General features: G+C 74.8%; 10 protein-coding genes and 1 riboswitch. Of the genes, 7 read left to right on the top strand and 3 right to left on the bottom strand.

What is annotated here, in order from left to right:
• Window positions 1–38: 38 nt before the first annotated feature.
• From AB0917_RS21890 to AB0917_RS21880, 3 genes are all read right to left on the bottom strand, one after another.
• Window positions 39–1,376 carry a hypothetical protein gene (locus AB0917_RS21890; RefSeq protein ID WP_366821289.1) on the bottom strand — a complete coding sequence of 446 codons (1,338 nt, stop codon included), beginning with the start codon at window positions 1,374–1,376 and terminating at the stop codon, window positions 39–41.
• A gap of 185 nt (window positions 1,377–1,561) precedes the next feature.
• Window positions 1,562–2,689 carry a hypothetical protein gene (locus AB0917_RS21885; RefSeq protein ID WP_366821288.1) on the bottom strand — a complete coding sequence of 376 codons (1,128 nt, stop codon included), beginning with the start codon at window positions 2,687–2,689 and terminating at the stop codon, window positions 1,562–1,564.
• A gap of 126 nt (window positions 2,690–2,815) precedes the next feature.
• Entirely contained in the window at window positions 2,816–3,475 is a 660-nt protein-coding gene (locus AB0917_RS21880; protein ID WP_366821287.1) for a class II aldolase/adducin family protein, read from the bottom strand.
• 276 nt (window positions 3,476–3,751) lie between these two features.
• Between AB0917_RS21880 and AB0917_RS21875 the strand changes: the two genes are divergently transcribed.
• From AB0917_RS21875 to AB0917_RS21845, 7 genes are all read left to right on the top strand, one after another.
• Window positions 3,752–5,044 carry an inorganic phosphate transporter gene (locus tag AB0917_RS21875; protein ID WP_366821286.1) on the top strand — a complete coding sequence of 431 codons (1,293 nt, stop codon included), beginning with the start codon at window positions 3,752–3,754 and terminating at the stop codon, window positions 5,042–5,044.
• 12 nt (window positions 5,045–5,056) lie between these two features.
• Entirely contained in the window at window positions 5,057–5,287 is a 231-nt protein-coding gene (locus tag AB0917_RS21870; protein WP_366821285.1) for a hypothetical protein, read from the top strand.
• A 150-nt stretch (window positions 5,288–5,437) separates the two neighbouring features.
• A riboswitch (cobalamin riboswitch) is annotated at window positions 5,438–5,570 on the top strand.
• Window positions 5,571–5,698: 128 nt separating this feature from the next.
• Window positions 5,699–6,679 carry a cobalamin biosynthesis protein gene (locus AB0917_RS21865; RefSeq protein WP_366821284.1) on the top strand — a complete coding sequence of 327 codons (981 nt, stop codon included), beginning with the start codon at window positions 5,699–5,701 and terminating at the stop codon, window positions 6,677–6,679.
• Window positions 6,676–8,346, top strand: coding sequence for a cobyric acid synthase (locus tag AB0917_RS21860; protein WP_366821283.1), 1,671 nt, complete (start codon window positions 6,676–6,678; stop codon window positions 8,344–8,346). The genes AB0917_RS21865 and AB0917_RS21860 overlap by 4 nt, the downstream gene beginning before the upstream one ends.
• Window positions 8,343–10,385, top strand: coding sequence for a putative cobaltochelatase (locus tag AB0917_RS21855; protein WP_366821282.1), 2,043 nt, complete (start codon window positions 8,343–8,345; stop codon window positions 10,383–10,385). Before AB0917_RS21860 ends, AB0917_RS21855 begins: the two co-directional genes overlap by 4 nt.
• Window positions 10,385–10,984, top strand: a complete 600-nt coding sequence (gene cobO / locus AB0917_RS21850) for a cob(I)yrinic acid a,c-diamide adenosyltransferase (RefSeq protein WP_015607771.1) — start codon at window positions 10,385–10,387, stop codon at window positions 10,982–10,984. Before AB0917_RS21855 ends, cobO begins: the two co-directional genes overlap by 1 nt.
• On the top strand, window positions 10,978–12,327 hold the full coding sequence (locus tag AB0917_RS21845) for a cobyrinate a,c-diamide synthase (protein WP_366821281.1): 1,350 nt from the start codon (window positions 10,978–10,980) through the stop codon (window positions 12,325–12,327). Before cobO ends, AB0917_RS21845 begins: the two co-directional genes overlap by 7 nt.
• Window positions 12,328–12,387: the final 60 nt, after the last annotated feature.

Raw genomic sequence — 12,387 nt, 5'->3', positions numbered from 1 at the left:
GTCCGCCGGCTGAGCGGCGGACCCCGGCGGCGGAGGTCTCAGGCTCCCCCGGTGTGGACCTGGAACGCGGCCCGGCGGACCGCCTTGGCCAGCGCCGGGTCGGGGTGGGCGGCGGCCAGCGCGACCAGGACCTGGACGGTGCGCGGGTGGCCGACGGCCCGGACCTCGTCGAGCAGGGCCGGCACCGTGCCCTGGACGGCGGAGTCGAGGTGGCGCACCAGCAGGCCGGTCTCGCCGTGGTCGGCGACGGCCGCGGCGGTGTCGACCCAGAGCCAGGTGGCCTCCTCGCGGCTGAGGATCTCCTGCGCGTCGTCCGGGTCGGCCCCCTCGTACTCGGCGAGCCACAGCAGGGCGTAGGGCCGCAGCGAGGGGCTGGTGGCCACGGCACGGACCTCGGGCTCGGCGGGGGCGCCCACCACCCGCAGCGCCTCGAAGGCCAGCCCGCGCAGCAGCGCGTCCTCGCCCCGGGCGACGGCGAGCAGTTCGGCGACGGCGCTGCCGACCGTACGGGCGGCGAGCCAGGCCCGGTACTCGTCGCGGGCCGGTCCCGGGGTGAGCCGGGCGCAGCCCAGGAGCATGTCGGCGGCGGACTGCTCGATGTTCCCGGCCGGGCTCTGGGCGGCGACGCAGATCTGCTCCAGCTTGACCCAGACCGCCCAGTTGCCGAGCGGGGTGAGGGTGGCGTGCCCGTTGCCCAGGGTCAGTGCGCCGACGGCGGCGAGGCCCTCCAGGGCCCAGTCGAGCAGCAGGGCGTCCAGGCCGGCGCCGCGGTCCGGCGCGAGCGCGGGGCGCTGCTCGTCGGCCGCCGGGTCGCCGGTGTCCGCCGCCTTGCCCGCCCCGTACGGCACTTCGCAGCGCTCCTCGTGGAGTTCGGCGATGCGCTGGGCGAGGAGGTCCAGCAGGGCGGGCACGGGGACCGGGCCCGCGGAGAGCTGGAGGAGGGAGAGCACCTGGGGCACGGCCTCGACGGCTTCGGCGACCGCACCGGTCTCGATGCCCTCGGGCGCCGCGTGGACGAGCGACCAGGCGTCGAAGAGCGCCACCCAGCCGCGCAGCACGGCCGAGTCGTCCCGGTCCCAGGCCCGCAGCCGCCAGCCGGGGCGGGCGGTGTCGCCGTGCAGCTCGACGAGGCCGGCCAGCCGGGCCCGGTCCCAGCCCGCACGCACCTGTGCCGGGGAGAGCTCCAGGGCCGTCGCGGCCCGTTCGAGTGCCTGGGCGGCGAGCGGGGCGGAGCTGCCGGGGGCGGGGGCGCCGGCCGCCCAGTGGGCGATGCGTACGGCGTCGGCGAGGACCGCCCTGGCCTGGCGGGCCAGTTCCGGGCGGGGCGGGGTGCCCTCGGGGGGCCGGGGGGCCGGCCTGGTGCGGCGGGTGGACACGGCCCTGCGGGCGGTGGCGAGGGGTCGCGGGCGGACAAGTCGCAGCCTGGAGTCGCGCGGGGTACGGGACGTCACGGGAGCAGTCTTGCCCCTGACGGCCCGAAAGCCCAAACGGAAGGCGTCTCACCGCCGCGCGCACGGTTACCGGCGGTGCGGCGACCAAAGGGACCGATCCCCGCATCGCCTCACATCAAGGGCGTGAGGAAGCGCCTGAGGGCCTCTTCGTAGCGGCCGGGGTCGGCGTTCCACATCGACGCATGCGGAGCCTGCCGCACGGTGTGGAGGCCGACCAGGTCCGGGCGGCGGGCCGCGAGCTCCTGGGAGGGGCCCCAGGGGGCGATCGTGTCGTCCGGGCCGTGCAGGATCAGCGTCGGGGCGGGCAGCGTGCCGGGCACGGAGGTGTCCAGGAGCGGGGCCGAGGTCATCCCGGTCCGGCCCTGGGCGGCGCGCACGGCCAGCGGCAGCAGGGCGGCGGGGACTCCGCGGGCGGCGGCCAGGGCACGCAGGGTGGTCTGCCAGTCCATGACCGGGGAGTCCAGGACGAGGCCCTCGACGCGCTCGCGCAGCGGGGAGTCGACCGCGGCGTGCAGGGCCATGGAGGCGCCGGTGGACCAGCCGTAGAGGATCACCTTCCGGGCGCCGTAGCGCACGGCGAAGCGCATGGCGGCGTCCAGGTCGCGCCATTCGGAGGCGCCGAGGTGGCTCAGGCCGTCGGCGGGGCGGGGGGCTCCGGCGTCCCCCCGGTAGGCGATGTCCAGCACCGGGATCCGCATGCCGCTCAGAAAGCCCATCAGGTTCATGGGGTGCTCGCGGGTGGTGCCGAGGCCGTGTGCGGCGATGACCCAGGTGTCGCGGTCGCCGGGCACCCACCAGGCGGGCAGTCCGCCGAGTTCGCCGGGGATCTCGACCTCCCGGTACTCCAGGCCGAGGGCGCTGCCCGGGTCCCCGCGGTACAGCTCGGGGGTGAGGCGGACCTTGGCGCCCGGTTCCAGGATGCCGTGGGTGACCCGCTCCAGAGTGCGCACGACGGTGTCGGCGGTGGACTCGGCCCCCTCGACGACGGGCCCGACCACGGCGTGGACGCCGGGGCCCTCGATCCCGTACGTGCCGGGACGGAGCGCCGTGAAGGAGCGGGTCAGGGTGATCCGCCCGATCGCCGTGGCGTGCACGGTGAGTCTGCGGTCGGCGGGGAGGGGGCGTCTGGGCGCCGCCTTGAGGGCGGCGTCGCTGGCGTACCGGCCGGCCGCGACCGCTGCCGCGCCGGCGCCGAGGATCGTGGTGACGGCCGTTGCCGTCGCAGTTGCCGGGCGCACCGCTCCAGTGTCGTGGGGCGGGCGGCGCGATGCCAGTGGACGGGGCCGTCCGGTGCGGGGCGGGCGTGTCGCGGTCCGGGGCGGGCGGGGGCCCCGGCGGTGGGGTCCGCCGCGCGAGGTCCCCTCTCAGCCCGGCTGCCCGTACCCCTTGAGCGCCTCGGTCACCTCGGCCAGCTGGGCTTCGTCGAGCAGGGCAGGGGTGCGGCCCGGTACGGCGCTCGCGGTGAGCCAGAGGCGGCAGAGCCACTCCAGCTGCGCGGTGCGCTCGTAGGCCTGGTCGAGGGTGGAGCCGTAGGTGACGGTGCCGTGGTTGGCCAGCAGGCAGCCGGTACGGCCCTGAAGGGCGGTGAGCATGGCGTCGGCCAGCTCCGGGGTGCCGTAGCGGGCGTAGGGGGCGGTGCGGACGGGGCCGCCGAGGATGGCCGCCGCGTAGTGCACGAGCGGCACCTCGGTGACGAGGGTGGAGACGGCGGTGGCGTGCACCGCGTGGGTGTGGACCACGGCGGTGGCGTCGGTCTCCCGGTGGATCGCGAGGTGGAGGGGGAGTTCGCTGGTCGGCCTGAGCCTCCCGAGCACCTGCCGTCCGCTCAGGTCGACCCCGACCGCGTCCCCGGGTCCGAGCCGGTCGTAGGGCACCCCGCTGGGGGTCACCAGGACCAGGTCTCCGACGCGGGCCGACACATTGCCGGAGGCGCCGACGACCAGCCCGTCGGCGGCGCTCCTGCGGGCGGTGTCGACCACCTCCCGCCAGGCCCGGACGACTGATTCCGGCTGCTGCTCGCTCATGGGGCGAGCGTAGGCGCGGGGGCGCGGAACCGGAACGGCCTGCCCCACGTGACCGGGATCTCCTCCAGGGCCGAAACCGCTGTCAAAAACTTCCCCAACGGGGGGCAAAGGGCAGACCAGCGGGTGCCCCACCGGCCCCCCGTGGCCTCTCCCGCACACAAGCGGAACCACCGCACTCCGATTGGGGTCACCACAGCGCCCTGCCCAGTTCATCTTCCGTTCACCCAGGTTGCCTACGGTCCACGAGCCACTGACGTCGAACGATTGCCTGGGTAAATGGAACACATCACGCTGCTGCTTGCGATTGTGGTCGTAACAGCTCTCGTGTTCGATTTCACGAACGGTTTCCACGACACCGCCAACGCGATGGCGACCACCATCTCGACCGGCGCGATGAAGCCCAAGACAGCGGTGGCCATGTCCGCCGTTCTCAACCTGATCGGCGCGTTCCTGTCGGTGGAGGTCGCCAAGACGATCTCCGGCGGGATCGTCAACGAGGACGGCATCAGAACCGAGGTCATCTTCGCGGCGCTCGTCGGCGCCATCCTGTGGAATCTCCTGACCTGGCTGGTCGGCCTGCCCTCCAGCTCGTCCCACGCCCTGTTCGGCGGTCTGATCGGCGCCGCCGTGATGTCGGCCGGCTGGTCCTCGATCAACGGCGGCACCGTCGTCACCAAGGTGCTGCTCCCCGCCATCGCCGCCCCGCTGGTCGCCGGTCTCGCCGCGATGCTGGCCACGCGGCTGACGTACCGCATCAACCGGAACGTCACCGACCCGAACCAGCTCAAGTCGACGGCGAAGGGCTACCGGGCCGGGCAGATCGCCTCGGCCGGTCTGGTCTCGCTCGCCCACGGCACCAACGACGCCCAGAAGACGATGGGCATCATCACCCTGGCCCTGGTCACCGGCGGTGTCCTGGCCCCCGGTTCCAACCCGCCGATGTGGGTCATCGTCTCCGCCGGTATCGCCATCGCGCTCGGCACCTACCTCGGTGGCTGGCGCATCATCCGCACCATGGGCAAGGGCCTGACCGACCTCCGGCCGCCGCAGGGCTTCGCCGCCCAGACCAGTGCGGCGACCGTCATCCTGGCCTCCTCGCACCTCGGCTTCTCGCTCTCCACCACCCAGTCCTGCTCCGGTGCCGTGATGGGCGCGGGCCTCGGCCGCAAGGGCGGCGTGGTCCGCTGGTCCACCGCCACCCGGATGTTCGTCGCCTGGGGCCTGACGCTCCCGGCCGCGGGCCTGGTCGGCGCGGGCGCCGAGTTCCTCACCAAGCAGGGCCCGTGGGGCATCACCGTCACCGCGCTCCTGCTGGTCGGCGGCTCCTTCGCCATCTGGCTGGCCTCGCGCCGCCAGCCGGTCGACCACACCAACGTCAACGACACGGCCGTCGACGGCACGGACATCGACGGCTCGGCCACCACCGGGGAGCCACAGGGCGTCGTCACCACGGCCATCGCCGCGGTCCAGCCGCCGCCCATCGGTCCCCTCCCCACCGACCTCATGACCACCATCCCGGCCCCGACCGCTGCGCCCGACGACACGGCGCGGCCCTCGGCCACGGTGTAAGGACAGATCCGTATGAAAATCGACTGGGCAGCTCTCGCCTCCGTCTTCGGTGTCAGTCTCGTGGTCACCGTCGCGCTGGTCGGCCTCTTCACCGTGGGCATCGTCGCCCTCTCCAAACTGTCGGCCCCGGTCGGCAGCAGCTCCTCCGGCGGGTCGACCGTCCTGGCGCGCACCGGCGCGTACGCCTCCTTCGCGCTGTGCGCGGCGGCGGTCGCGTACGGGATCTATCTGATCGTCGCCTGACGCGCACCCAGCGCACTCCCTCGGGCCGGGCACACTCCTGTGTGTCCGGCCCGATGTGCGTCTGCGCACACTGGCCCTCCGCTGGTCAACAGCAAGTTGACGGCTGTTCTCGCAGCGTGGTGGACTGCCGGAGCCATTTACGGCGACAGCAGAGGAAGCCGGTGCGAATCCGGCGCGGTCCCGCCACTGTCACCGGGGAGCACTCCCCCACACCGGATGTCACGGCCCTCGCCACGCGGGCTGGAAGGCCGGGGGAACTGCGGATCCGGAAGCCAGGAGACTCTCGTCGCCGGTCACGTCGAACCAGGGCGCGGACCCTGAGTTAAGGACTTAACGCCATGTCTGGCCGCCGAGCGCCGCATCCCGTACCCCCCGACGCCGGAACCTCCCGCCCCACGACGGCCTGACGCCGTGCGTGTCGATCGCGTCTTCGCGTACGGCGCCACCGCCGGGATCATCGCCGACGCGGCTCTCGGCGACCCGCGCCGGGGCCATCCCGTCGCCGGTTTCGGCCGGGCCGCCGCGCGGGTGGAGTCCCTGCTGTGGCGCGACGACCGGGGCCGGGGCGCGCTGCACACCCTCGTGTGCGCCGGAGGCGCCGTCGGGGCCGCCGCACTGGCCGCCCGTGCCGTACGGACACGCCCCGCGCTCGCCGTCGCGCTGACCGCCGCCACCACCTGGTCGGTCGTCGGCGGTACGTCGCTGGGCCGGGAGGCCCGCGCCATCGGGGGCGCGCTGGCCGCCGGGGACCTGGACGTGGCCCGGGAGCGGCTGCCGCATCTGTGCGGGCGTGATCCGCAGGCCCTGGACGGGCCGCAGATCGCCCGCGCCGTCGTCGAGTCGGTCGCCGAGAACACCTCGGACGCCGTCGTCGGCGCGCTGGTGTGGGGGGCGATCGGCGGGGTGCCGGGACTCGTCGGCTTCCGGGCCGTGAACACGCTCGACGCGATGGTCGGCCACAAGTCGCCCCGCCACCGCCGTTACGGCTGGGCCTCCGCCCGCCTGGACGACCTCGCGGGGTGGCCCGGTGCCCGGCTGACGGCCGCGCTGGCCGTGGTGGGCGGGGGCAGGCCCCGTCAGGCCGTACGCGCCTGGAGGGCCGACGCGGGGCGCCACCCGAGCCCGAACGCGGGCCCGGTGGAGGCCGCGTTCGCGGGGGCGCTCGGCGTACGGCTCGGCGGGACGCTGGCGTACGCCGGGCGCGTCGAGCACCGGCCGGTCCTGAACGGGGAGGCCGGGCGAGAGGTGCGGAGCGCCGACATCGAACGTGCGGTGCGGTTGTCGCGCCGGGTGGGGGTGCTGGCCCTCGGCGTGTGTGTGGTGGGCCGGATGGCCGTGGGACGGATGGCCGCGGGGCGGTCGTCCACCGGACGGAAGCGGGGGCGGGCATGAGCGGCGGGCTGCTGGTGGCGGGGACCACCTCGGACGCGGGCAAGAGCGTCGTCACGGCGGGCATCTGCCGCTGGCTGGTGCGCCGGGGCGTGAAGGTCGCGCCGTTCAAGGCGCAGAACATGTCCCTCAACTCCTTCGTGACCCGCGAGGGCGCCGAGATCGGGCGCGCCCAGGCGATGCAGGCGCAGGCCGCCCGGGTGGAGCCGACCGCCCTGATGAACCCGGTCCTGCTCAAACCCGGCAGCGACCGCTCCAGCCAGGTCGTCCTGATGGGGAAGCCGGTCGGGGAGATGAGCGCCCGTGGCTACCACGGCGGCCGGCAGGAAGCGCTGCTCGGGACGGTCGTGGACTGTCTGGAGCAGCTGCGGTCGACGTACGACGCGGTGATCTGCGAGGGCGCCGGGTCGCCGGCCGAGATCAACCTGCGACGGACCGACATCGTGAACATGGGCATCGCGCGGGCCGCGAAGTTCCCCGTGCTGGTGGTCGGGGACATCGACCGGGGCGGGGTCTTCGCCTCGTTCTTCGGGACCACGGCGCTGCTGAGCGCCGAGGACCAGTCGCTGGTCGCGGGGTACCTGGTGAACAAGTTCCGGGGCGACGTCTCGCTGCTGGAGCCGGGCCTGGACATGCTGTACGGGCTCACCGGGCGGCGGACGTACGGGGTGCTGCCGTACACCCACGGCCTCGGCATCGACGAGGAGGACGGTCTGCGGGTCTCCCTGCGGGGTGCGGTACGGGAGTCGGTCGTGGCTCCCCCGCACGGCGAGGACGTGCTGCGGGTCGCGGTCTGCGCGGTGCCGTTGATGTCGAACTTCACGGACGTGGACGCGCTGGCCGCCGAACCGGGCGTCGTCGTGCGGTTCGTGGACCGGGCCGACGAGCTGGCCGACGCGGACCTGGTCGTCGTGCCCGGCACACGCGGCACGGTGAAGGCGCTGGCCTGGCTGCGGGAGCGGGGCCTGGCGGACGCCCTGGTGCGGCGGGCGGCGGAGGGCCGGCCGGTGCTGGGGATCTGCGGCGGGTTCCAGGTGCTCGGTGAGCGCATCGAGGACGAGGTGGAGTCGCGGGCGGGGGTCGTGGACGGGCTGGGGCTCCTTCCCGTACGCATCCGGTTCGACCGGGCCAAGACGCTGGCGCGGCCGGTGGGTTCGGCGCTCGGGGAGCCGGTGGAGGGGTACGAGATCCACCACGGGGTGGCCGATGTGCGGGGCGGCGAACCGTTCCTGGACGGGTGCCGGGTGGGGTCGGTGTGGGGGACGCACTGGCACGGGTCGCTGGAGAGCGACGCGTTCCGGCGGCGGTTCCTGGTGGAGGTGGCCGGGGCCGCGGGGCGGCGGTTCGTTCCCGCGCCGGACACGAGCTTCGGGGTGCTGCGGGAGGAGCAGCTGGACCGGCTGGGGGATCTGGTGGAGGAGCACGCGGACACGGACGCGTTGTGGCGGTTGATCGAGGGGGGCGCGCCCGCGGGGCTGCCGTTCGTGCCGCCGGGGGCGCCTTCGCCGGGCGCGGGTGCTCCGGAGAGCCGGGGCGCCGCCCCCGGACCCGCTCCCGGGTCGCCGGAGGGGCTCGGGCCTGCCGGGTCCGCCGGATTCGGCCCAGCCGCCGAGCCCGGGGCCGCAGGCCCTGATTTTGCTGATGTTCATGTCGACGAGGAGGCCAAGTGAGTACGCCGTATCCCTTCACCGCGATCGTCGGGCAGGACGACCTGCGGCTCGGGCTGTTGCTGAACGCGGTCAGTCCGGCCGTCGGTGGTGTGCTCGTGCGGGGCGAGAAGGGGACCGCCAAGTCCACCGCCGTCCGCGCACTGGCCGCCCTCATGCCCGAGGTCTCCGTCGTGCCGGGGTGCCGGTTCTCCTGCGACCCCGCCTCCCCCGACCCGGCGTGCCCCGACGGGCCGCACGCGCGGGCCGCCGGTGTGTCGCGGGCCGCGCGGACCGTGGAGCTGCCCGTCGGCGCGTCCGAGGACCGGCTCGTGGGGGCGCTGGACATCGAGCGGGCGCTCTCGGAGGGCGTGAAGGCGTTCGAGCCGGGGCTGCTGGCCGACGCGCACCGCGGGATCCTGTACGTCGACGAGGTCAACCTCCTCCACGACCACCTGGTGGACCTGCTGCTGGACGCGGCCGCCATGGGTGCCTCGTACGTCGAGCGCGAAGGCGTCTCCGTACGCCATGCGGCACGGTTCCTGCTGGTCGGGACGATGAACCCGGAGGAGGGCGAGCTGCGGCCGCAGCTGCTGGACCGGTTCGGGCTCACCGTGGAGGTGGCCGCCTCCCGGGACACCGACGAGCGGGTGGAGGTCGTGCGGCGCCGGCTGGCGTACGACGACGACGCCGAGGGGTTCGCCGCGCGCTGGGCCGCGGAGGAGTCGGCCCTGCGCGAGCGGATCGCCGGCGCGCGCGCCCTGCTGCCGCGCGTCGTGCTCGGTGACGGTGTGCTGCGCCAGATCGCCGCGACCTGCGCCGCGTTCGAGGTCGACGGGATGCGGGCCGACATCGTGATGGCCCGCACGGCGACCGCGCTCGCCGCCTGGGCCGGGCGCGAGGAGGTGACCGCCGACGACGTACGGCAGGCCGCTCTCCTGGCCCTCCCCCACCGGCGGCGCCGCAACCCGTTCGACGCGCCGGGGCTCGACGAGGACAAGCTCGACCAGACCCTGGACGAGGCCGCCGGGGACGAGGGGCAGGACAACGACGACGATCCCGGCCCCGGCCCCGATGGCGGCGGCGACGGCGGTGGGGGCGGTGGTGTGCCGCCGCAGGCCGACGGGGAGGACCGCACGCCGCCCCGGAGCGAAGGCGGCTCGGACGACACGCCGCCGCAGGCCCCCGAAGGCGCCCCCGACGCGCCCGGCCGGTCCGCCGGGGCCGAGCAGCGGCCGGTGGCCTCCGCCGAGCCGTTCCGTACGAAGATGCTCAGCGTGCCGGGGCTCGGCGAAGGGGCGGCGGGGCGGCGCTCCCGGGCCCGTACCGAGCACGGCCGTACCACCGGCGCACGCCGCCCGCAGGGGTCGCTGACCAAGCTGCACCTGGCCGCGACCGTGCAGGCCGCCGCCCCCCACCAGCGCTCGCGCGGGCGCTCCGGGCGCGGGCTCGTGGTGCGCCGGGACGATCTGCGGCAGGCGACCCGCGAGGGGCGCGAGGGCAACCTCGTGCTGTTCGTCGTGGACGCCTCCGGGTCGATGGCGGCCCGGCAGCGGATGAGCGCGGTCAAGGGGGCCGTGCTGTCGCTGCTGCTCGACGCCTACCAGCGGCGGGACAAGGTCGGTCTGGTCACCTTCCGGGGCAAGGACGCCGAGGTGGCGCTGCCGCCGACCTCCTCCGTGGACGCGGCCGCCTCCCGCCTGGAGTCGCTGCCGACCGGGGGGCGTACGCCGCTCGCGGCCGGGCTGCTCAAGGCGCACGACGTGCTGCGGGTGGAGCGGCTGCGCGACCCCTCGCGCCGGCCCCTGCTCGTCGTCGTCACCGACGGCCGGGCCACCGGCGGTCCGGAGCCGGTGGCGCTGGCGGGGCGGGCGGCGCGGCTGCATCAGGCCGAGGGGACGGCCTCGGTCGTCGTGGACTGCGAGTCGGGGTACGTACGCCTCGGTCTCGCCGGGGAGTTGGCCCGGGAACTGGGAGGCACCGCCGTCACGCTCGACGAGCTGCGGGCCGACTCGATCGCCGGGCTCGTCAAGGACGTCACCGCAGCCGGGAGGGCCGCTTAATGCCGCAGGGACAGCCGACATCGGTGCCGGACGACGGGCTCACCACCCGTCAGCGCCGCAACCGCCCGCTCCTGTTCGTCCACACGGGCATCGGGAAGGGCAAGTCGACAGCAGCGTTCGGGCTCGCGCTGCGGGCCTGGAACCAGGGCTGGCCGATCGGGGTGTTCCAGTTCGTGAAGTCGGCGAAGTGGAAGGTCGGCGAGGAGAACGCGCTGAAGGTGCTCGGCGCGAGCGGCGAGGGCGGCACCGTCGACTGGCACAAGATGGGCGAGGGCTGGTCCTGGGTGCAGCGCGACGGTCAGCTCGACAACGAGGAGAAGGCCCGCGAGGGCTGGGAGCAGGTCAAGCGGGACCTGGCGGCCGAGACGTACAAGCTGTACGTGCTCGACGAGTTCGCCTACCCGATGCACTGGGGCTGGATCGACACCGACGAGGTCGTCGAGGTGATGCGGAACCGGCCCGGCACCCAGCACGTGGTGATCACCGGCCGCAACGCGCCCGACAAGCTCATCGAGGCCGCCGACCTGGTGACCGACATGTCCAAGGTCAAGCACCCGATGGACGCGGGGCAGAAGGGCCAGAGGGGCATCGAGTGGTGAGCGTGCCCCGTCTGGTCATCGCCGCTCCGGCCTCCAACAGCGGCAAGACCACCGTCGCCACCGGCCTGATGGCCGCCTTCGCCGCGCGCGGGCTCGCCGTCTCGCCGCACAAGGTGGGCCCGGACTACATCGATCCCGGCTACCACTCGCTGGCGACGGGCCGCCCCGGCCGGAATCTCGACGCGTACATGTGCGGGACGGATCTGGTCGCCCCGCTCTTCGCGCACGGGTCGGCGGGGTGCGACCTCGCCGTGGTCGAGGGCGTGATGGGGCTGTACGACGGTGCCTCGGGACAGGGGGAGCTGGCGTCGACCGCGCAGGTGGCGAAGCTGCTCAAGGCCCCGGTGGTGCTGGTGGTGGACGCCTCGTCGCAGTCGCGGTCGGTGGCGGCCCTGGTGCACGGGTTCGCCTCCTGGGACCCTCAGGTGCGGATCGGCGGGGTGATCCTGAACAAGGTGGCCTCCGACCGGCACGAGGCGCTGCTGCGGGACGCGTTGGACGAGTCCGGGCTGCCGGTGCTCGGTGTCCTGCGGCGGGCGCCTCAGGTGGCGACGCCCTCGCGCCACCTGGGTCTGGTCCCGGTGGCCGAGCGGCAGGGCGACGCGGTGGACGCCGTACGGGCCATGGGTGAGCGGGTGCGCGCCGGGTGCGACCTGGACGCGCTGATGGCGCTGGCACGGACGGCGCCCGCGCTGCCGGACGCGCCGTGGGAACCGGCGTACGCCGTCGTGGAGGGGCCCCGGCCGGTCGTCGCCGTGGCCGGCGGGGCGGCGTTCACCTTCGCGTACGCGGAACACGCCGAGCTGCTGACGGCGGCCGGTGCGGAGGTCGTGGTCTTCGACCCGCTGCGGGACGAGAAGCTGCCGGTGGGGACGGCGGGGCTCGTGATCGGCGGCGGGTTCCCGGAGGTGTACGCCCCCGAGCTGTCGGCCAACGAACCGTTGCGGCGGGCGGTCACGGAGCTGGCCCTCAGCGGAGCCCCGGTGGCGGCCGAGTGCGCGGGGCTGCTGTATCTGGCGCGGGAGCTGGACGGGCGGCCGATGTGCGGGGTGCTGGACGCCGAGGCCCGGATGTCGGAGCGGCTCACGCTCGGCTACCGGCAGGCGGTGGCGGTCTCGGACAGCCCACTGGCGGTCGCCGGGACCCGGATGCGGGGCCACGAGTTCCACCGGACGGTGCTGGAGCCGGGGGCGGGGGCCACGCCCGCCTGGGGCATGCACCAGCCGGAGCGGCGGGTGGAGGGGTACGTCCAGCGGGGCGTGCACGCCAGCTACCTGCACACCCACTGGGCGGCCACCCCCTCGGTGGCCCAGCGCTTCGTGGAGCACTGCCGGGTGCGGTGAGCGCTGACGCACCGGGGGCGTCGGGCGCCTCGGGCGCACAGGAGCGCGCTGGAGCGCACC

Source organism: Streptomyces sp. NPDC007346 (genome assembly GCF_040703535.1).
Classification (GTDB): domain Bacteria; phylum Actinomycetota; class Actinomycetes; order Streptomycetales; family Streptomycetaceae; genus Streptomyces.
The sequence above is the reverse complement of the archived record's forward strand: the minus strand, read 5'-3'. Positions and strand labels throughout refer to the sequence as shown.